The following is a 19,607-nucleotide window of genomic DNA, read 5'->3' on the forward strand; positions in this document are numbered from 1 at the left end:
CGCCGTCATCGCGTCACCGCCAGCAGCGCGACGGGATAGCGCTCGAAGAGCTGCTCCAGCCGGACCCGTCCGCTCACCGTGCGCCCGGTCAGCTCGTCGCGCAAGGGTGAAGCCCCGACGTCCACGGCAGTGTCGCCCCAACCTCCCGCGCGTGCCAGTGCGACCGGCAGCCGCGTCGCGAGGGCGAGTGCCCCGCCCCGGTCGAACGCCACCAGGTGGTCGGCGCTCGGTCCCTCCGCGAGCAGAGGTCGATAGCCGGAGAACAGCTCGGGGCGGTCGCGCCGCAGGCGCAGGGCACGCGAGGTGACGAGTAGCTTCGCTGCGCCGGAGGAGTCGATCGCGGGCAGCCTGCCCTCGTCGAGATGCGCGAGCAGGCCGGCGGCCGCGTCGAACTCGACGGGTCGGCGGTTGTCCGGGTCGACGAGCGAACGTTCCCAGCGCTCCGAGCCCTGGTAGACGTCGGGAACCCCCGGAGCCAGCAGCTGGAGGAGCTTTGCTCCGAGACCGTTGCTCGCTCCCGGCGCCTCCACCACGGCCGCGATCGCCGCCACCTCCGCCGCGACGCGCGGGTCGTCGAACGCGGCGTCGACGAGGTCGGCGAGGGCACCCTCGAACACGGCGTCGGGATCGCTCCAGCCGGTACTCGCCCCGGCCTCCCGTGCGGCTTTGAGCGCGTAGCTGTGCAGTCGGTCTCGGGACGCCGGCCACGCTCCGACGATCGACTGCCACAGCAGGTTCTCAAGCGTGCCGTCGCCCAGCTCGACCCGTGCGCGCACAGCGCCTAGGAACTGTGCCCAGCGGTCGGGGACCTCCGCCAGCACGGTGATCCTCGCCCGCGTGTCCTCGCTGCGTTTGGTGTCGTGGGTGCTGAGCGCGGTGAGCGACCGCGGGAGGTCGGTGAAGCGTTGCTGCTGGAGGCGGTGGAAGTCGGCCACGGAAAGGGCGAACTCGGACGGGTCCCCGCCGACCTCGGTGAGGGAGGTCAGCCGCGTGTACCGGTAGAAGGCGTTGTCTTCGACGCCTTTGGCCATGATCGCGCCGCTCGTCTGCTGGAAGCGCGCGGACGCCGCCGACAACCGCCCGTCGTCGTCGGGGACGAACTCGTCGACGAGGTGGGCGAGCGTCTCGGCGAGGTCGGGACGGGCCGTCGCCGCTCTCTCGTGCGCTGCCGCGAGGTGGTCCCCGCCGAACGGGAGGTAGCTCCGATAGACGGGGAAGGCCGCGGCGAGCTCCGCGATGGCGTCCGTGATGTCGTCGTCGCTCAGTGCGTCGCCCCGCGCATCGCCCGCGGCCGAAGCCCGAACCTCCCGAGCCACCCGCTGCACCTCCGAGCGCAGGATGCCATCGGCGACGGCCCGTTTGCGACGGTGCACCAGCCCGGCCCAGTCGCGGCTCTCTTCGCGTCCATCGTGCTCCTCGGCGAGTGCTGTCAGCGGTTCTTCACCGGCCGGGTCGACGAAGACTCTGTCGACGATGCCGAGTGCGTCGTATCCGGTGGTTCCCGCGATCGGCCACTGCGGGATTCGTTCGTCGCCCTCGAGGATCTTCTCGACCCAGACCGGGCGCGTGCCGCCGAGCGCGGCGAGCCGCAGCAGGTAGTCGCCGGGGTCGCGCAACCCGTCGGGATGGTCGACACGCAGGCCGTCGACGAGCCCCTCCCGCAGCCAGCGGCCGATCTCGGCGTGCGTCGCGTCGAACACCCGCGGATCTTCGACGCGCACTCCCGCGAGGGTGTTCACCGCGAAGAACCGTCGGTAGTTCAGCTCCGCATCCGCCCGACGCCACGAGATCAGCTCGTAGTGCTGGCGGTCGTGCACCGTCGATGCCGTGCCGATCTCCGTGCCGGGCGCCAGCGGGAAGCGGTGCTCGTGATATCGCAGCTCTGCGCCCTCGACGCGCAGCGCGGAGAGTTCGTCAGGGCCGTCGCCCAGCACCGGGATGCGCACCCGGCCGCCGCCGAACTCCCAATCGATGTCGAAGAAGTCGGCGAACGCGGAGTCCCGGCCGAGCTTCAGCACGTCCCACCACCACGGGTTCTCGTGCGGCACGGCGATGCCGACGTGGTTGGGCACGATGTCGACGATCACGCGGAGGCCACGGGCATGGGCCGCGTCGGCGAACTCCCGCAGCGCGTCGGGACCGCCCCGGGACGCATCGATCCTGGTGGGGTCGACCACGTCGTAGCCGTGCGCCGACCCGGACGCCGCTTGGAGCAGAGGGGAGAGGTAGACGGCGCCGACGCCGAGGCGCTGCAGGTAGTCGAGCGTCTGCGCGGCATCCCGCAGCGTGAAGTCGGGTGTGATCTGGAGGCGGTAGGTGCTTGTCGGTACGTCGTTGCTCACACCGTGGATTCTTTCGCGGGCCGACCTCGTCAGGAAGGGGCTGGACAGATCGGTGGATAACCGATCGAGCCGGCCGACTGTGGGGGATTGATTTTTCAGGGAGGTCGTGCGGCCTGGACGACCTCCCCGGACGGTGGGACCGTCGGGTCACGCAGAAGAAAGGGGAGAACGATGGGACTCGACGACAAGATCGGGAACGCTGCCGAGAACGCACGCGGCAAGGCGAAGGAGACGGCGGGCAAGGCGACGGGTGACGAGCGTCTCGAAGCCGAGGGCAAGGGCGACCAGGTGAAGGCCGACCTCAAGAACGCCGGCGAGAAGGTGAAGGACGCCTTCAAGCACTGAACATTCCTGAGACGCCCCCGCCCCGTTCCACGTGGGCGGGGGCGTCGTCCGTGTGGCGTCGTGCCTCTCGGCCGCTGCGGCGCCCAGGCCGCCCCGTGGCTCAGGGCGTGAGGGCGGCGATCGCGCTGATCTCGATCAGGGCCCCGGGCACACCGAGGCCGGCGACGCGCGATGCCGTGACGAGCGGAGGGGCGCCCTCCCTCGCCAGCCGAGGGGCGATGGCGCCGTACGCGGCGCCGAGATCGGCACCGACATCGAGGGCGACGAACCACTGCACCACGTCGTCGAGGGACGCGCCGGCCGCGGCCAGCGCGACCTCCGCGTTGTCGAGCGCCCTGGCAGCCTGTGCGCCCGCGTCGTGCGAGACGACGGCGCCGGTCTCGTCGACGCCGTTCTGACCGCCGAGGTAGACGGTCGTCGCGCCCGGTGGCACGACGGCGACGTGACTGAAGGCGGGGCTGTGCACGAGTCCGGGTGGTTGCAGGAACGTAACGGTCATGGTGACATCGTGGCAGGGGCCGCCGACGCGCCGCCAGGTGTGGTGTCAGCCGGCGATCGGGAGTTCCCGGGGCGGGGGTCCGAGCGCTGCGTACTCAAGCGGCTTCACCCGCGTACCAGGCCTTGCGGAGGCCGGCGCGTGCTCGCGAGGCGAGCATTGCGGCCGCGGTGGTCTTGATGTGCAGGAGCTCGCCGATCTCCGCGTTCGAACGGCCCTCGACCTCGGAGAGCCAGAGCGCGCGCTGCCACCGCTCGGGGAGGGACTTGAAGGCCGTGACAGCCGCTTCGTGGCGGTCGCTCTCGTCGAGCGCGTCGAGGCGGTCGTCGGTGAAGCCGATCTCCGGGGCCTCGTCGAGGTCGAGGGTCGGACGGAGGTTGCGCCCCCACGATGCGGCCACCGAGCGGATGGTGGTGGCGAGGTAGCTGCGCACGGCCGTCTTCGGACCCGCGCCGTTGCGCACCGCCTGGAGCATCCGCGCGAAGGCCTCCGACACCAGATCGGCCGAGTCGATACGCGAGGTGACGCGGCGCGCGATCGCCGCGCCGACGGCCGCGTGGCGTCGCCAGATCTCACCGAAAGCGCGGTCGTCGCCGTCGCGGGTGAGCTGGATCAGCTCCTCGTCCGAGAGCACGTCGAGCCGAGTGATGCTGGGGATGATGCTGAGCATGGTGTTCCTCGGAGGACGACGGCCGGTGTCGGGTCCAACGCACTCGTTGTCGGGGATGGGGGTCAGAGAAGAGGACCGATGGACACCACCTCTGCTCGCGAAATCAGGCTGGCGAATACCGGTATTTCGCGGAGGCGTAGGACTACGTGTTCGACTACGTGTTCCGCGAAGACACGTATCACCCGCTCCGTCATCCCGTGGAGTGACCGGTTTTGAGGCATGACCACCCGCTCCGCCATGATGTTCACATGGCGTTCGCTGTGGGACGGGTCTCGCGAGCGGCTGCGCTCCCCGCCGAGTACACGTCGTTCGTGGACCGGCGGGAACAGCTGGCACGGGCGCGCGAACAGTTGGGCGAGGGCCGCCTGCTGACGGTCGTGGGCGCCGGCGGCATCGGCAAGACCCGGTTCGCGGTCCGCCTGGCCGGCACGATGCGCCGCGTGTTCGGCGACGACGTGTGGTTCGTCGACCTCACCGCGGTGGCGTCCGGTGGATCCGTGGCCGATCAGGTGGCGACGCAACTGGGCTTGGAGAGCGTCGGACGCGATCAGGTGGCGGTTGTCACCCGGTTCTTCGGCGGACGCGGCGCGCTGCTGGTGATCGACAATTCCGAGCACGTCATCGACGACGCGGTCTCGTTGATCACCCGGCTCCTCGCCGAGTGCCCCGAGCTGACCGTGATCGCCACGAGTCGGGAGGACCTCCGGATGAGCTCCGGCCTGATCACCCGGCTTGAGCCGCTCTCGACTCCCGGGCCCGGCGAGCCGACGCAGCTGACCGCTGTCGAGCTCTTCCTGGACCGGTGCGCGTCGGTGCTGCCGGATCCCTCGGCCGACGAGCTCGCCGACATCGCGGCGATCTGCCGCAGACTGGAGGGCATCCCGTTGGCCATCGAGTTGGCGGCTACTCGGGTGCGGGCGATCACGCCGCGGCAGATCCTCGAGCGGCTCGATGCCCCACAGCGGCTCCTGGTCGGCCGGGATCGCGATGTACCGCCCCGCCAACGGTCGGTCGCCGAGGCCATCGCCTGGAGTTACGACCTCTGCACCGAGGACGAACGCGCGCTCTGGCGGCGGATGTCGGTCTTTCCCGGTGGGTGGAGTCTCGCTGCGGCCGAGCGTCTCGCCTCGGAGCTCTCGCTGGCCGTTCCGGTGGTCGACATCGTCGAGTCTTTGCTCGACAAGTCGATCGTCCGCCGCACCGAGAGGACGGTGGACGGCGCGTTCTCGATGCTCGACATGGTACGGCGATACGGGCAGGACAGAGCCACTCCCGAAGAGCTGGAGGAGGCGCGGCTCGCGCATCGGACCTGGCACGTCGAGCGCCTGCAGGCGATGGAGGCCGACTGGTACGGCCCGAACCAGGTCGCCTGGCTGGCGTTCGCCCACGAGCAACTCCCCGACCTCCGCGCGGCCGTCGACTTCAGCGTGCAGCGTGGCGACGCGGCGATCGCGGCCGTCCTGCTCGTGACGGCCTGTCGGGTCGTGTGGCAGGCACACGGCCGATTCGACGAACTTCGGCGGCGCGGCCTGGAGGTGCTCGCCCTGGGCGACATCGACACGCCGGAACTGTGCCAGCTCCTCGTGCTCGTCGGCGGGATCGAGTGCGCGCAAGGCGATCGGGTGTCCGGCTTCGCGCGGCTGGACGAGGCGGCCGAGATCGCCGAACGCCTCGGTGACCCGTTCACGATATCGGCGATCCCGGGCATGCGCGGCTCGGTGGTCTCCGATGCGGAGTCGAGCATCGCCGCGTTCGAGCTCTCGCTCGCCCTCCAGGGCGGCCGGAACATGTATGTCGCGCGCGGCAATGTGGAGGAGCGGCTCGCTCTCGCCTACGACCGCGGTGGGAGGCACCGGCAGGCGGCAGCGTTGCGCTCCGAACTCGTGCGCCGCGCGGTGCGCGCAGGGGACACCTTCGAGACGTCGTATCTGCTGATGAACGCGGGTCTCATCGCCCACGCGCGCGGCCGATCGGACGAGGCTTCCGAGCTGCTCCGGCAATCGCTGAGCCTGAAACAGGGAATGGACGATCCCGTCGGGCTGGCCCAGGTGGAGGAGGCCCTCGCGAGCGTGGCCGCGCAGGAGGGCGATGCCGCACGGGCGGCGATCCTGCTCGGTGCCGCGCGCACCATCTGGTCGGGGATCGGCGGCACCGTGTCGACGTTCCCGTCGGTGGCGACGGCGCTGCGCCCGCAGACGGTCGATGCCGCCCGCTCCCTGCTCGGTGCGCGCGCCTACGATGCGGCGTTCGCGAGAGGGCAGGGCTTTCCGTTGGCCGAGGGGATCGCCTTCGCCCTGGGCGCCGACCTCCCCGAGAGGCAGGACGCCGGCGCCCCGCAGCGGTCGGTGCTCACCGCGCGCGAGCGCCAGATCGCCGCGCTGGTCGGCCAGGGGCTGACGGATCGCGCGATCGCGGATCGGTTGGTGATCTCGCGACGGACGGCCGAAGGGCACGTGTCCCGAAGCCTGGTCAAACTCGGTTTCACGTCGCGTTCCCAACTCGCCGCCTGGAGCGAGCGCGCGAGAGACGCCGACTGAGCCGCCTCTGAGCGCCGCCCGGACGACAGTCGGGGTGAAATCCACGCATCCTCGCCAGCCCCTCTCGTCGCCTCACCCGCAGGCCCCCCGATACTGGGCAGCACCCGGCGCGCGCGTTACACCTCCGCCTGCGTCGTGTCCCTCAGGAGAGACAGAGAAGGGACGTCGACGAATGAGCACACTCGAGACGCGCACCTCCATCCAGCGTGGCGTCTGTCCGCGTTGCGGCGCACGCGACGCGCGCCCGGCGATCGTGACGACGCTGGCCGGAGGGCCGGCGTTCGTCCTGGTGTGCGACGGCTGCGGCGGCTGCCGTGGCTACAACGCCTGACCGCGGTCCGGTGACGCGAACCCTGAGCACGTAACGAGGAGCAGATCATGTCGAAGAAAACGCGTCAGCCGCGGCCCCGCCCGGGGACGGCTGTGGCGCACGTCGAGAACGCCACGAGTGTCGTCACGGGGCGGCCCATCCTCATCCGCTGCGAATGCCCGCTCGGGCACGACCACACGTACGCCGAGTGGCGGGAGCGATTCGGCAGCGGAACCGCCAAGGAGTGACAGGTTCGCCGTGAGGATCCGCGCCGCCCGATCGAGCGGGGCGGTGCATCCTCCGGATACCGCGCGTTCATCTGGTGTTCACCGCCCGCGCGGAGTAGCTTGCGCTGCATGGGTGACCGTGTGGAGCGCGCCCGGGCGTGGCGCGGTGTGGGCATCGGGGTGGTGTGCGCGCTGCTCGCGATGGTGGCGACGGCGGCGCTGGTCTTCCTCATCCCCACCGAGGGCGAGAACCCGCGGGCCTGGGGGATCATCGTCTGCGGCGTCGTGACCGCCATCGTCTGCGCGCGGCTCGCGCGGCGCAACTGGCGGCGGCTGAGGCACTACCGCGCCGACGACCTCCCTCCCGCACACGACCCGCGGGTCGAGGTGCCGCACCGGACGCCGCACCTGGTGCATCGGCAGCCGCTGCACCATTAGGGCGTGCCTCCCGCTACGGCGTGAGCACCACCTTGCCCCCCGGGTGCCCTCCCTCGACCAGCCGCGCGGCTTCCGCAGCCTCCACCAGGGGGAAGGTGCGGGCCACGTCGACCTGGAACGCACCCTCGGCGAGGAGGTCGAGCACGAGCGGGTAGGCCTCGGCGCGCAGGCGCAGTTCCTCGGCTGTCAGCGGGATCGGGTTCCCGCCTGCCCAGGCGAGGATGCCGAGCTCGGCGGCGCGCGGACCGACGACGATGGTGCCGATGCGCGAACGGTCGTCCACCAGGGCGAACGAGGTCTCGAGCGCCTCCTCGGTGCCGATGGCGTCGAGGATGCGGTCGAAGCCATCGGGCGCAGCGTCGCGCAGACGGTCCAGGAGGCCGGGGCCGTAGCTCACCGGGGTCGCCCCGAGTTCGCGCAGCCGGTCGTGGTTGGCGGGTGACGCGGTCGCCACCACGGTCGCGCCCATCCGCCGGGCCAGCTGGATCGCGGCGCGCCCGACACTTCCGGATCCGCCGTGGATCAGGAGTGTGGTGCCCGGTCCCACGCCCAGCGAGACGAGGGCCTGGTGTGCGGTGCCGGCAGGGACCCCGATCGCCGCCGCCTCCTCCCAGCTCACTGCCGCCGGCTTGCGCACGAGGTGGGAGGCCGGCGCGACCAGGTGGGTCGTGTACGCGCCGCGCGCCTCCCGCACCACCACGTCGTCGCCCGGAGCCCAACCGGTCACGCCAGGGCCGACCGAGAGCACGACGCCTGCCGCGTCGCTGCCCGGCACGCGCGGTTCGGTGATCGGGGCGCTCGGCCGGGTGCCGCTGCGCAGCTTGCCGTCGATCGGGTTCACTCCGGCCGCGCGCACGGCGACCACCACGCCGTCGTGTGGCGCCACGGGGTCGGGTGCGGAGGCGACCTGGAGTACCTCGGGGCCTCCGAGGCGGTCGTACTGGATCTGCGTGGCCATGGGTGTCCTTCGTTCGCGGGTCGGGCGTGAAGAGGTGTCGCGGGCCGAGCGGTTGCCCGTGGAGTGCGGGAGGCTCAGCGCTGGGCGAAGGCCGCGCGGTACCGCGTGGGCGGCACGCCCACCTCGGCGTCGAAGTGGTGGCGCAGCAGGGTGGCGCTGCCGAACCCGCTGCGCCGGGCGACCTCGTCGATCGCCAGATCGGTCGTCTCGAGCAGCAGGCGGGCGTGCAGCACGCGCTGCGTGGTGAGCCACTGCATCGGAGGCACCCCGGTCTCGGCGACGAACCGGCGCGAGAAGCTCCGGGTCGACATGTGGGCGCGTGCCGCGAGCCCGGAGACCGTGTGGCTCTCGTCGAGCGTGTCGGTCAGGTGCTCGAGCAGTTCGCTGAAGGTGTCGTCCTCGCAGTCGGACACCGGCTTCTCGATGTACTGCCGCTGGCCACCGTCGCGTTGCGGAGGGACGACCATGTTGCGCGCGATCGTGTTGGCGATGGCGCTGCCGAGTTCGCGGCGGACCAGGTGGAGGCAGGCGTCGATGCCCGCCGAGGTGCCGGCGCTGGTGATGATGGTGCCGTCGTCGATGAACAGCACGTCCGCGTTCACGCGCGTCAGCGGGAACCGTTGCTGCAGGGCCTCGGCGTGGCGCCAGTGCGTGGTGCACTCGCGGCCGTCGAGGAGGCCGGCCGCCCCCAGCGCGAACGCACCGGAGCAGACGCTGAGCAGGATCGCCCCGCGGTCGTGCGCCCGGCGGAGGCCGTCGAGAAGCTCGTCGGGGTAGTGATCGCGGATCGTCGCGGCCGGCACGGCGATGAGGTCGGCGTCCTCCATGGCGTCCAGCCCGTACGGCGCGATCAGGCGCACGCCGGTGTCGTGACTGATCGTCTCGCCGGGCTGCGTCGAGCAGACGCGGAAGTCGAACGGCGGGATGTCCGCGTAGCTGCGGTCGAGGCCGAACACCTCGCAGATCACGCCGAATTCGAACATCGCGAAATCGTCGATGATCGGCACGGCAACGCTCTTCAACATGCGGCCCAGTGTACTGGCCGAATGTTTGCGAAGATAGTCCTGAAGCCATCTCGTGGCCGAATGTTTTCGTTCGTAACGTGGAGGTCATGGCAAACACTACCTGGGCACAAGGCATCGAACACGGCTGGGTGGCCCGCCCGGTCCGCACGAACGGCGGAGAGGTCGTCGCGCCCCGCCGGCGCCGCTTCGTGCTGAGCGACTGGCTGCCCGCGGCGATCGCCGCACGCGGCGGTCGCGTCACGCGCGAGACCGATCGCGCCCTCTCCGACCTGCGCGCGGCGCAGGACGCCCGCAGCGCCGGTCGCTGACCGGTCATCCGGTCCGCCTAGGCTGATCGCATGGTCAGCAACACAGCCGGATACCTCTTCGACATGGACGGCACGCTCGTCGATTCACACGCGGTCGTCGAGGCGGTGTGGACCGCGTTCTGCGAGCGGCACGGGCTCGATCCGCAGATCGTCCTCTCGTATGCGCACGGGAGGCAGGCGGGCGACACCGTCGCGCACTTCCTCCCCGCGCTCTCCGGCGAGACCCGGGCCGAACTCGTCGCCGGCCTCGTGGTCGAGGAGGTGACCCGCACCGACGGCATCGTGGAGGTGCCGGGAGCCCGTCGGCTGCTGGCGGCGCTCGCCGAGCGCGGTGCCCCCGTCGCGATCGTCACCAGTGCGCCGCGCGAGCTGGCGGTCGCCCGGTTGAACGCCGCCGGTGTCGGCATCCCCGAGGTGCTCGTGGCCGCGGAGGGCGTCGAGCGCGGCAAGCCGGACCCGTCCTGTTACCTCCTGGCCGCGGAGCAGCTCGGTGTGGCGATCGAGGGCTGCGTCGTCTTCGAGGATGCCGAGGCGGGTCTCGTGGCAGCAGTCGCCTCCGGGGGTCGAGTGGTGGTGGTGGGTGGCCACACGTCGGCCACGACCGACGGTCTGGAGCGCATCCACGACTACACCGGCGCCGTCCCGGGCGTCGAGCGCGCGGCCGTGGCCTCCTGATCCTCCTGACGCGCCGGGGTTGACGCCCCCCGCGCATCGCTCTATCCTTTAGTCAATCAACTGATTGATTAACGAGGTGGTTGACTAATGGAGCAAGACCTGCTCGACAGAGCCTTCGCGGCGCTGTCGGATCCGGTGCGGCGAGCGATCGTCGCCCGCCTCAGCCGCGGCCCCGCGACGGTCAACGAACTGGCCGAGCCGTTCGACATCACGCTCCAGGCGGTGTCCAAGCACATCAGCGTGCTCGAGGGCGCCGGTCTGGTGTGGCGCACGCGCGACGCGCAGCGCCGCCCCGTGCACCTGGATGCCGCGGCACTCGAGCAGCTCACCTCGTGGATCGACCGGTACCGGCTGGAGGCCGAGGCGCGCTACCGGGCGCTCGACGGCCTCCTCGCCGCAGCAGAACCGAGCAGACGGAAGAAGGAGAAGGAATCATGAGCAACCCCGTCGTCATCGATGCCGTACCCGGCACGTCGTACGCCGACATCACCCGCGAGTTCGAAGCCCCGGTGGAGGCCGTCTTCCGAGCGCACGCCGACCCCGAGCTCTACGTGCAGTGGATCGGGCCGCGCAACCTCGACAACACGATCACCCACTGGGACTTCCGCACCGGTGGGGGCTACGGCTTCGAGCAGACCGACCCGGACGGCAACGTCTACGCGTTCCGCGGCGTCATCCACACCGTCGTCGAGAACGAGCTCATCATCCAGACGTTCGAATACCTGGGCGCGCCGAACGAGGTCAGCCTCGACCTCCTGCGGTTCGAGTCGCTCCCGGGAGGGCGCTCCCGGCTGGTCGGCCACTCCGTCTTCCCCTCGAAGGAGGCACTGGAGGCCATGGTCGCCGAGGGCATGGAGTACGGAGTGATCGAGGGCTACCAGAAGCTCGACGAGCTGCTGGCGAGGGGGTGAGCCCGATGACCCGCGTGGTAGCCGACATCACCGTCTCGCTCGACGGCTTCGCCACGGGGCCGGACGCCGGACCGGGAAACGGCCTCGGCACCGGAGGGGAACCCCTGCACCGGTGGGTGTTCTCTGACGACCCCGGCGAGCAGCGCATCCTCGCCGCCGCCACCGCGCGCTCTGGCGCCGTCGTCATGGGGCGCAGACTGTTCGATGTCATCGATGCCCCCGACGGCTGGAGCGACGAGCTCGGCTACGGCGCGACGGAGGTCGGCACGCCCCGGTTCGTCGTCGTCACCAGTGTGGCACCCGAGCACGTGCGGCTGGCCGGGCTCGACTGGACGTTCGCGACCACGGGCCTCGCCGACGCGATCGCCGCCGCCCGCCGCAATGCCGAGGAGCGGTCGGCGGCGCAGGGAGCCGACCTCGACGTGGTGGTGATGGGCGGAGGCGCGCTCGTCGCGTCGGCCGTCGCGTCCGGCCTGGTCGACACCCTCATCCTCCACCTGTCGCCGATCATCCTGGGCGCGGGGACGCCGCTGTTCGTGAACGCCCCACGGCGCACGCTGACGCAACGGGAGGTCGTGGTCACCCCGAACGCGACGCACCTCACCTACGACGTCGATTGACGGCGGCGACCAGCGGCAGCGACTGGCGACGTCGATCGGTGTCCACCGATCGGTGGACACCGGTGACCACCGCCCGCCGGTGCCGCCACAGCGCGCGGCCGACGACGCTGGAGGCATGAATTCCGCATCCTCGTCGAAGCCGGCGCTCGTCGGCCTCATCCTCGCCGTCTCGATGACGACGATCGACCAGACGATCGTCGCGCTCTCCGCCCCGACCATCCAGCAGAACCTCGGCCTCAGCCACGACGGCATGCAGTGGGCGGTCAACGTCTACCTGCTCACGACCGCCGCGTTCTTCCTGCTCGGCGGCCGCGTCGCCGACGTCGTCGGGCACAAGCGGATGGCCCTCGTCGGCATCGCCGGCTTCGGCATCACCTCGCTGCTCTGCGGCCTGACCCCGTCCGGCGACCTCGCGGAGGCCTGGCTCGTCGGCGCCCGTGCGCTGCAGGGCGTCAGCGGGGCGATCATGTTCCCCGCCGCCATCGGCATCGTGGTCGAAGGCTTCCCGCGCGAGCGGCGCGGCAGGGCGATGGCGATCTTCTTCACCATCACCGGTGCGATGACCGCGGTCGGCCCGATCGCGGGAGGCTACCTCACGCAGTGGACCTGGCGCTCGATCTTCTGGGTCAACGTGCCGATCGCCGTGGTCTCGTTCGTGATCGTCGCGCTCACCGCGCGGCCGTCCACGCGCCGCCGCGAGCGGATCGACTGGCTCGGCGCGGCCGTCGTGGCCGCCGGGATGGCCGCGCTCGTCTTCGGCCTCCAGCAGGCCAGCCCGTGGGGGTGGGGCAACCCGACCGTGCTGGCGAGCCTGATCGGCGGCGCGGTGCTGCTCGTGCTGTTCGGCCGGCTGCAGCTGCGCACGGCTCAGCCGCTCGTCCAGCTGCGGGCGTTCCGTGACCGCGGCGTCCTGTTCTCGCGCCTGGCGACGCTGTTCGCGTCCATCGCGTTCATGTCGGCGTTCTTCTTCCTCAGCGTGTGGGGCCAGGTGTCGCTGCAGCTGACGGCGATGGAGACCGGCATCCTGTTCCTCAAGTTCTTCATCGGCTTCGTCATCGGCAGCCGGATCGGCTCTGTGCGCTTCGACCGGCAGGGCGCGAAAGCGATGGTGCTGCTCGGCGGCGTCGTGGGCGCGGCCGGTTTCGTCTGGCTGGCGCTGGGCGCCACCGACCTCGGCGTGGACGGCTCGATCTTCTTCAACGCCCAGACCGCGCCGCTGGTGCTCGCCGGCGCCGGCATCGGCCTGATGTTCACCCCGGTGTCGACCGACGCCGTCAACCGCGCGGCCGGTGCGACCTACGGCGAGGCGTCCGCGCTGACCCAGACGATGAAGAACTTCGGAGGCGCGCTCGGCATCGCGGTCTTCTCGACGATCGTGACCTCCCGGCTGACCGACCTCCTCACCGCCTCGTTCGCGAAGTTCGGCGGCTCCGCGGCGAACGCGCAGGACGCCGTGAACCAGATCAGCGGCGCCTCCGATCGATCGAGCGCGCTGTCGACGCTGCCGCACGTCGTCCAGGAGCAGATTCTGCACGCCGTCCGGTCCGACTACGCGTCGGCCGTGCAGTGCGCGTTCTGGGGCATGGCGGCGGCGATGGCGGTCGTCGCGGTGATCGGGCTGCTCTACCCGGCAGGGCGCACGTCGCTGCCGGAGGGTGACGAGCGCGGGCAGGCCGGAGCATCGCCGGAGGCCGCCGCGACCGCCTCCGGCGCCGAGAACGCTACAGTCTGAACGTGTCCCGCCCGTCCGACCTCATCGACGACCGCCCGTCCGACCGGGTCGACGACCGCTGGTTCGGCGACTGGATCGGCTACTCCGCCGCCGCCACCGTCGCCTCCGTCGTGCTGGTCCTGGCGAACCCGTACACCGGGCTCGCCAGGACTCTGACGGCCGCCGGCCTGATCCTCGCGCTCCTCCCCGTCTACTGGTTCGTCGCCCGGCCCAGCCGTGCGGGGGTCCGCTCGAACACCTGGCGCTCGTGGACCTACGTCGGGCTCGCCACCGCGGTCTACTTCGTGGCCTACGGACTCAACAACTGGTCCAACGTGGCCCTCTTCGCGCTGTCCCCGCAGTTCTTCCTGATGCTGTCGGCGGTGCCCGCCGCGATCGCGATCGTCGTGCTCAACCTGGGCGGGGTCGGGGTGCGCTGGCTCGTCGGGGACCTCGCTCCCGGCGACGTGGCCTCCACGCTCGGCATGACGCTGCTCGTGATCGCTGTGTCGATCTACTTCAGCAACCGCATCACCGCCGTCACCAAGCAGAGCAGGGAGCGCGGGCTGCTCATCGAACGGCTGCGCGAACAGCAGCGCGAGATCGCCGAGCTCTCCGAGCAGCAAGGTGCGGCGGCCGAGCGCGAGCGGATCGCACGGGAGATGCACGACACCCTCGCGCAGGGGTTCACGAGCATCGTGACCCTGGGCCACGCGGTGCAGGGAGAACTGGAGGCCGACCCCGCCTCCGCGCGTCGGCATGTGGAGCTGATGACCGAGACCGCGCAGGAGAACCTCCAGGAGTCGCGGCGCATCATCGCGGCCCTCACCCCCGGACGGCTGGCCGACTCCACCCTCGACCAGGCGCTCGCCCGGGTCGCCGCGCGCTTCGGCGACGAGACCGGGGTCCCGGTCGGCTTTCACGTGGTCGGCACGCCGAGAGCGGCGTCCGCGTCCGTCGAGGTGGTCGCCCTCCGGGTGTTCCAGGAGGCGCTCGCGAACGTGCGCAAGCACGCCGCCGCCCGAACGGTCGAGGCGTCGCTCGGTTACGAGCCGGAGGCGCTCCGGCTCAGCGTGCGCGACGACGGCCGGGGCTTCGACCCGACCGCGCCGCGGGACGGCTTCGGCATCGACGGGATGTCGTCGCGGGTCCGTGAGGCCGGAGGGACGTTCGACCTCGCGAGCGCCGCGGGCGAGGGCACTCGGCTGGTGGTCCGGCTCCCGACGGTGGAGGACGCTCGATGATCCGCATTCTGCTCGCCGACGACCACCCCGTCGTGCGTGAGGGCATCCGCGGGATGCTCCAGGGCTACGACGACATCGAGGTGGTGGGCCAGGCCGGTAGCGGCCCGGAGGCGGTCTCGCTCGTCGCGTCGCTGCAACCCGACCTCGTGCTGATGGACCTGCGGATGCCGGGAGGCGACGGCGTCGCTGCGACGCGTGCGATCGCGGCAGGGCATCCCGGTACGCGCGTCGTCGTGCTGACCACGTACGAGACGGATCAGGACATCCTGCGGGCCATCGAGGCCGGAGCCAGCGGCTACCTCCTCAAGGACATCGCGCCCGCCGAGCTCGCGCGCTCCGTCCGTGCCGCGGCCGCGGGGGAGACCGTGCTGGCGACGTCCGCCGCCTCCGCCCTGCTCGGGCGCTTGCAGGGCCGCGGGCAGGCGCCCGCGTTGTCGGCCCAGGAGGTCAAGGTGCTGCGGCTCGCTGCGGACGGCCTCACCAACGCGGCGATCGGCTCGGAGCTGTTCATCGGGGAGGCCACGGTCAAGACGTACCTGGGCCGGGCGTACGAGAAGCTCGGCGTGTCCGACCGCACCTCTGCCGTACGGCGGGCGCTCGAGCTCGGCCTGCTCGACACGTAGGCGTGTCTCCCGACACGCCGTCGCGGTGTGCGCAGCGGCGGGGTGTCGCGACCCATCGTGGTCTCGAGAGGTGGGGCGTTACGCTCGGTGCGACGCGCCGTCTCACCTGGTGGACGGGCCGCGTCTGGCGACAACGGCCGGCGGCCCGTCCTCCACACACCGAGAGGCTTCAGGGCATGGACAGCACGATCGTGCGGCCGGCCGGGCGCTGTTCCGCCAGGCGATGCGCCTCCCACACCGAGTCGAAGGGGACCACCTGCGGCTCGAACGGACGCAGCCGGCCGTCGGCGACGTCGTCGAGGAGCCCCGCGAGCAGCCGGCGGTAGGCGGCCCGCTTCCTGAGCACCCAGAACGGCACGGCGCAGACCACCTCGCGCGGATGGCCGAGACGGTGCAGCACGGCGGAGGCGGTCCCGCGCACGGCGGAGGCGGTCCCGCGCACGGCGTCCTCGCGCTCGTGGCCCGCGCGACCGGCGAAGGCGGTGTGCACGACGACGCCGTTCGGGTCGACCGTGTCGCGGACGCGCGGCGACCCCGAGTGATCGATCGCGGCTCCCACAGCGCCGCCGGCCAGTTCGCGGGCGCGAGCCGGCCAGTCGGGGTGGCGGTAGTCGGCGAGCGGCACCTCCAGGCCGTGCGCGGCGAGCGTCGGGGGGAGGGCGGAGCCGGTTCCCACGACGACGCGGCCATCCCGCAGGGCGAGCTGCGCCACGAGCGAGCCGACGGCTCCGCTGACGCCCTCCACCAGGATGCTGCGAGCCGGGCCCGCGTAGCGCAGCGCGACCGCCGCGGTCACCGCGTTGAGTGGGAGGGTCGCCGCGCCCTCCGAGCTCAACGCGTCGGGAACGGCGACGAGGAACGTCGGCGACAGCACCAGGCGCGTCGCGTGCGTGCCCATCCGCGGCAGCACGCCGGCGACGCGCGACCCGGTGCGCAGACCGAGCGCTACCGACACCGCGGACTCCGACTCCAGCACGCCGACGAAGTCGTAGCCCGACACGAAGCCCGGCCACGGCTGGAGCACATACTCGCCGCGTCGGGCCAGCACGTCGGTCGAGGTGAGCGACGCGTGGGTGACCCGCACGGCCACCTCGTTGCCTCGCGGCGGGTGCTGGCTCTCGTGCGCGATGGCAACGGCCGAGGAGTCCCCGAAGCGCACCACCCGTGCGGCGGAACGCTGCGCCGATGCGGACCCCCGGCTCGCCATCGCTCAGCCGGCGCGCTGCTGCAGCAGGCCGGCCCGCTCGGGGTGGGCCTCGAACCAGTCGGCGACATACCAGCACATCGGCACGATCCGGCGGTCGGAGGTGCGCTCGATGTCGTCGACGGCGTAGGCGACCAGGTCTGCGGCGTAGCCCTTGCCACGATGCGCGGGCACCGTGAACGCGCGGGTCAGCGAGATCGAGCCGCCCAGAATGCTGTAGTCGAGGACGCCGACCAGCTCGCCGTCGATCCGCATCGCGTAGCGGTTGGCGTCGGTCTCGTCGGTGAACTCGGTGGACATGCGCCCATCGTACGACCGTCGCGGGAGGAACGGAGGGGAGGTATCGTGAAAGACGTGGGACCCGACCCGCACCGTCCGGGCACCCCCACGCATTCCGCGTTCGAGCTGCAGCAGGCCAGGCCGCGTGCGTCACCCGTCGCGCGCGCCGCGAGACACGCTGGAGCCCTCCCTGTGACGACCGAGAACCCGTCGCCCGCACTGTCCACCGCCCACCAGGCCCTGCTCGAGCAGGTGCCGATCGGTGAGCACTCCGTGATCGAGACGGAGGTCGTCGAGTACGAACACGAGGGCGTCCCGCTGGAGGGCTACCTCGCCAGGGATGTGCAGGCGGACGAGCGGCGCCCCGCCGTACTGATCCTGCACGACTGGAACGGCGTGGGCGACAACGTGCGGATGCGCGCGCAGATGCTGGCCCGCTGCGGCTACGTCGCGTTCGCGGCCGATCTCTACGGCGCGGACGTGCGGCCCAGCGGCGACGAGGCGCCGAAGGTCGCCGGCCGCTACTACGGCGACCTCGCCCTGCTGCGCTCGCGCGTTGCCGCCGGCTTCAGCTGGCTGCAGCAGCACCCGGCGGTCGACCCGGCGCGCCTGGCCGTGATCGGCTACTGCTTCGGCGGCACCGCCGCCCTCGAGTTCGCACGCACCGGCGCCCCGGCTCGCGGCGTGGTCTCGTTCCACGGCGGGCTGATCGCACACGACCCCTCCGATGCGGCCGCGATCGCGGCCTCCCTGCTGGTCCTGACGGGCGGCTCCGACCCCGCCGTACCCGACGACGCGGTGGCCGCGTTCGAGAACGAACTGCGTGCGGCACCGCACGTGGACTGGCAGTTGACCACCTATTCGGGAGCGCCGCACGCGTTCACGATCCCGGGAACCGACCGCTACCGCCCCCTCGCCGACGCCCGCAGCTGGCGCGCACTGGTGTGCTTCCTCGACGAGATCTTCGCCTGACCCCAGCGGAGGCCGCTTCAATTGGCGGTCTGCGAAAGGGTCATGTAAGCTCTAACAGGCCCGCGCGACGAACGGCGGGTCATGCGCCACTAGCTCAACGGATAGAGCATCTGACTACGGATCAGAAGGTTGGGGGTTCGAATCCCTCGTGGCGCACAGGATGTACGAAGTGCTGGAGCCGAAAGTGGAGCCGATCGGCCAAGTTAGCTGATTCCCCAGAGCGCTCAGAGCACCAGCAAGGAGCTCGCCGAGACGCCAGCGCGACGCGCGAGCGTCAGCAGGTTGGACACGGTCAAGGGGGCGTCGCCAGCGAGCGCCTGGTCGAGTTCGGTCGGGTCCGCATCGATCGATGCTGCCGCCGCGGCGATGCTGACGCCAGCCGTCGTAAGTGCGGCGTGCAGGGATGCTCCGACGACCGCTGGTCTGTTGGGCGGGCGCAGGTCGTTCATGTGGGGGATTCCTCCAAACGCAGAGTGAGAATCTGCTGATGTTCCTGAGGAATCGTATGCACTCTCGGCGGCGCTACGATGCGCACGAAGGGTAGACGGGAAGGTTTGTCCGCCGCAGAACTTCCCCGAGAAATCAACCCAGGCTCGCGTTTCGCGACCCCCGGAATGGGGTAGATTAATCGTCCGCCAGCGCCTCGCGCACGACCTCGACCGGATCGAGACCGAGGACCGAGCACAACTCGGCGAACTCGTCGAGGTTGAGCGAACGTTCGCCGGCGAGGTACTTCGACATCTGCGACTGGCTCTGCCCGATCGCATCACCGAGAGCCGCCTGCGTGAGCTTCGACTCCTCGAATGCCACGCGAATCACCGCCGCCACGGAGCGCGAGAAGGGGCCGCCGGGGAGGGTGGCCCGCGCGCGCTTCGACATCGCCCCGAAGCTATCGGCCTCGCCTACCCCCTGAGCGGGGGTTACACGGTCGAGTTCACTGTGAACTATGATCGCCAATCATGTTCACCAGTTCGCCGCGTCGCTACGCCCCCCAGAGGGGCGTACCGACGCGTCTGCGCGACCGATAGCATCGCGCCATGAAGAAACTTGCGCTCGGCGCCGTGCTTCTCGTCGTCGGGCTCGCTCTCACCGCGTGCTCGGCAGCAGCCGCTCCGAAGACTGCCCCCACGCACACACCTATCCCGGTCGCTGAGGATGCTGCGCTGATCGCGAAGCGGATCAAAGGATGCTCGGACGTACAGTCCGCCGACATAGCCAAGGGTGGGCCAGCGCTCGCATCGACCGCGACGTGCACGATCGACGGGCACACGGTGAACATCAACTCCTGGGCCAGCAGCGACGATGCGAACCTCGACACGGTCCTCGCGCAGGATGCCCGCGACGTCTACTACGCTCGCGGCGACGCCTGGACGGTGACGCTCGGCGACGACCCAACGCTGCAATACCAACTCACGAACCAAGCCGACAAGCTGCTCGCCGACGCCTTCGGTGGCCCCAACGCGTCACCCGCCGACGCGTCAGCGGAGCAGCATGTCGCCAAGGTCGCGGTCGCTTCTCTCGGCGGCCAGGTTCACCACTTCACGCCGTAGAGCGACGGGGTTGACACCTGAAACGCAGAAGGCCGCCCCGCCAACCTCCGACGAGGTGGGCGGGGCGGTCTTCTTTCATTGGCAGCTGTCCTTACCGTTGAGCACGCGGGCTTGAAGCGTTCGTAGGCTTCGAGACGCGCCAGGGTTTCCGGGCATGGCTGG

At 71.0% G+C, this 19,607-nt stretch carries 24 protein-coding genes and 1 tRNA gene; 16 read left to right on the forward strand and 9 right to left on the reverse strand.

Annotation, left to right across the window (positions count from 1 at the left end; all coding sequences use genetic code 11):
• Positions 1-5: 5 nt before the first annotated feature.
• Entirely contained in the window at positions 6-2,342 is a 2,337-nt protein-coding gene (gene treY / locus JNB50_RS12985; protein WP_208040554.1) for a malto-oligosyltrehalose synthase, read from the reverse strand.
• A 171-nt stretch (positions 2,343-2,513) separates the two neighbouring features.
• Here treY and JNB50_RS12990 point away from each other — a divergent pair, with 171 nt between their 5' ends.
• Positions 2,514-2,687: a CsbD family protein gene (locus JNB50_RS12990; RefSeq protein WP_208040555.1), complete on the forward strand. Its 174-nt coding sequence runs from the start codon at positions 2,514-2,516 to the stop codon at positions 2,685-2,687.
• A gap of 100 nt (positions 2,688-2,787) precedes the next feature.
• Here the strand turns inward: JNB50_RS12990 and JNB50_RS12995 are convergent, their stop codons facing one another.
• Together JNB50_RS12995 and JNB50_RS13000 are read right to left on the reverse strand one after the other, a co-directional pair.
• A complete protein-coding gene (locus JNB50_RS12995) occupies positions 2,788-3,186 on the reverse strand; it encodes a RidA family protein (RefSeq protein ID WP_208040556.1) in 399 nt (132 codons plus the stop codon).
• Positions 3,187-3,280: 94 nt separating this feature from the next.
• Positions 3,281-3,853 carry an RNA polymerase sigma factor gene (locus tag JNB50_RS13000; RefSeq protein ID WP_208040557.1) on the reverse strand — a complete coding sequence of 191 codons (573 nt, stop codon included), beginning with the start codon at positions 3,851-3,853 and terminating at the stop codon, positions 3,281-3,283.
• 248 nt (positions 3,854-4,101) lie between these two features.
• Here JNB50_RS13000 and JNB50_RS13005 point away from each other — a divergent pair, with 248 nt between their 5' ends.
• The 4 genes from JNB50_RS13005 (at position 4,102) to JNB50_RS13020 (ending at position 7,365) form a co-directional block, all read left to right on the forward strand.
• A complete protein-coding gene (locus JNB50_RS13005) occupies positions 4,102-6,390 on the forward strand; it encodes a LuxR C-terminal-related transcriptional regulator (RefSeq protein WP_208040558.1) in 2,289 nt (762 codons plus the stop codon).
• 172 nt (positions 6,391-6,562) lie between these two features.
• Positions 6,563-6,721, forward strand: coding sequence for a hypothetical protein (locus tag JNB50_RS13010; protein WP_208040559.1), 159 nt, complete (start codon positions 6,563-6,565; stop codon positions 6,719-6,721).
• Between the two features lie 47 nt (positions 6,722-6,768).
• Entirely contained in the window at positions 6,769-6,948 is a 180-nt protein-coding gene (locus tag JNB50_RS13015; RefSeq protein WP_208040560.1) for a hypothetical protein, read from the forward strand.
• A gap of 108 nt (positions 6,949-7,056) precedes the next feature.
• On the forward strand, positions 7,057-7,365 hold the full coding sequence (locus JNB50_RS13020; RefSeq protein WP_208040561.1) for a hypothetical protein: 309 nt from the start codon (positions 7,057-7,059) through the stop codon (positions 7,363-7,365).
• Between the two features lie 13 nt (positions 7,366-7,378).
• Here the strand turns inward: JNB50_RS13020 and JNB50_RS13025 are convergent, their stop codons facing one another.
• A complete protein-coding gene (locus JNB50_RS13025; RefSeq protein ID WP_208040562.1) occupies positions 7,379-8,323 on the reverse strand; it encodes an NADP-dependent oxidoreductase in 945 nt (314 codons plus the stop codon).
• A gap of 74 nt (positions 8,324-8,397) precedes the next feature.
• Entirely contained in the window at positions 8,398-9,348 is a 951-nt protein-coding gene (locus JNB50_RS13030) for a helix-turn-helix domain-containing protein (protein WP_208040563.1), read from the reverse strand.
• Positions 9,349-9,434: 86 nt separating this feature from the next.
• Here JNB50_RS13030 and JNB50_RS13035 point away from each other — a divergent pair, with 86 nt between their 5' ends.
• The 8 genes from JNB50_RS13035 (at position 9,435) to JNB50_RS13070 (ending at position 15,440) form a co-directional block, all read left to right on the forward strand.
• Positions 9,435-9,656 carry a hypothetical protein gene (locus JNB50_RS13035; protein WP_243768432.1) on the forward strand — a complete coding sequence of 74 codons (222 nt, stop codon included), beginning with the start codon at positions 9,435-9,437 and terminating at the stop codon, positions 9,654-9,656.
• Between the two features lie 30 nt (positions 9,657-9,686).
• Entirely contained in the window at positions 9,687-10,331 is a 645-nt protein-coding gene (locus tag JNB50_RS13040; RefSeq protein ID WP_243768433.1) for an HAD-IA family hydrolase, read from the forward strand.
• A gap of 87 nt (positions 10,332-10,418) precedes the next feature.
• Positions 10,419-10,769: a helix-turn-helix transcriptional regulator gene (locus JNB50_RS13045; RefSeq protein WP_208040564.1), complete on the forward strand. Its 351-nt coding sequence runs from the start codon at positions 10,419-10,421 to the stop codon at positions 10,767-10,769.
• Positions 10,766-11,242 carry an SRPBCC family protein gene (locus tag JNB50_RS13050; protein ID WP_208040565.1) on the forward strand — a complete coding sequence of 159 codons (477 nt, stop codon included), beginning with the start codon at positions 10,766-10,768 and terminating at the stop codon, positions 11,240-11,242. The genes JNB50_RS13045 and JNB50_RS13050 overlap by 4 nt, the downstream gene beginning before the upstream one ends.
• A 5-nt stretch (positions 11,243-11,247) precedes the next feature.
• A complete protein-coding gene (locus JNB50_RS13055; RefSeq protein ID WP_208040566.1) occupies positions 11,248-11,862 on the forward strand; it encodes a dihydrofolate reductase family protein in 615 nt (204 codons plus the stop codon).
• Positions 11,863-11,977: 115 nt separating this feature from the next.
• Positions 11,978-13,594, forward strand: a complete 1,617-nt coding sequence (locus JNB50_RS13060; RefSeq protein WP_208040567.1) for an MFS transporter — start codon at positions 11,978-11,980, stop codon at positions 13,592-13,594.
• A 2-nt stretch (positions 13,595-13,596) separates the two neighbouring features.
• Entirely contained in the window at positions 13,597-14,817 is a 1,221-nt protein-coding gene (locus JNB50_RS25785) for a sensor histidine kinase (RefSeq protein WP_208040568.1), read from the forward strand.
• The gene (locus JNB50_RS13070; protein ID WP_208040569.1) at positions 14,814-15,440 is read left to right on the forward strand and encodes a response regulator transcription factor; all 627 of its coding nucleotides are present in this window, start codon (positions 14,814-14,816) and stop codon (positions 15,438-15,440) included. Before JNB50_RS25785 ends, JNB50_RS13070 begins: the two co-directional genes overlap by 4 nt.
• A gap of 169 nt (positions 15,441-15,609) precedes the next feature.
• Here the strand turns inward: JNB50_RS13070 and JNB50_RS13075 are convergent, their stop codons facing one another.
• Together JNB50_RS13075 and JNB50_RS13080 are read right to left on the reverse strand one after the other, a co-directional pair.
• A complete protein-coding gene (locus JNB50_RS13075; RefSeq protein WP_243768434.1) occupies positions 15,610-16,647 on the reverse strand; it encodes an alcohol dehydrogenase catalytic domain-containing protein in 1,038 nt (345 codons plus the stop codon).
• A gap of 3 nt (positions 16,648-16,650) precedes the next feature.
• Complete coding sequence (locus JNB50_RS13080) at positions 16,651-16,944, reverse strand: GNAT family N-acetyltransferase (RefSeq protein WP_208040570.1); 294 nt, start codon at positions 16,942-16,944, stop codon at positions 16,651-16,653.
• 45 nt (positions 16,945-16,989) lie between these two features.
• On the opposite strand from JNB50_RS13080, the gene JNB50_RS13085 reads away from it, so the two are divergent.
• Positions 16,990-17,895 carry a dienelactone hydrolase family protein gene (locus JNB50_RS13085; protein ID WP_307794714.1) on the forward strand — a complete coding sequence of 302 codons (906 nt, stop codon included), beginning with the start codon at positions 16,990-16,992 and terminating at the stop codon, positions 17,893-17,895.
• An 83-nt stretch (positions 17,896-17,978) separates the two neighbouring features.
• Positions 17,979-18,051: transfer RNA gene (locus tag JNB50_RS13090), tRNA-Arg, on the forward strand.
• A gap of 68 nt (positions 18,052-18,119) precedes the next feature.
• Here the strand turns inward: JNB50_RS13090 and JNB50_RS13095 are convergent.
• Both JNB50_RS13095 and JNB50_RS13100 read right to left on the reverse strand, forming a co-directional pair.
• Complete coding sequence (locus tag JNB50_RS13095; protein WP_208040571.1) at positions 18,120-18,344, reverse strand: hypothetical protein; 225 nt, start codon at positions 18,342-18,344, stop codon at positions 18,120-18,122.
• Positions 18,345-18,519: 175 nt separating this feature from the next.
• On the reverse strand, positions 18,520-18,774 hold the full coding sequence (locus tag JNB50_RS13100) for a helix-turn-helix transcriptional regulator (RefSeq protein ID WP_208040572.1): 255 nt from the start codon (positions 18,772-18,774) through the stop codon (positions 18,520-18,522).
• A gap of 158 nt (positions 18,775-18,932) precedes the next feature.
• Between JNB50_RS13100 and JNB50_RS13105 the strand changes: the two genes are divergently transcribed.
• Positions 18,933-19,445: a hypothetical protein gene (locus tag JNB50_RS13105; protein WP_208040573.1), complete on the forward strand. Its 513-nt coding sequence runs from the start codon at positions 18,933-18,935 to the stop codon at positions 19,443-19,445.
• The last annotated feature ends 162 nt before the right edge of the window (positions 19,446-19,607 follow it).

The organism is Leifsonia sp. TF02-11 (assembly GCF_017565305.1).
Lineage (GTDB): Bacteria > Actinomycetota > Actinomycetes > Actinomycetales > Microbacteriaceae > Leifsonia.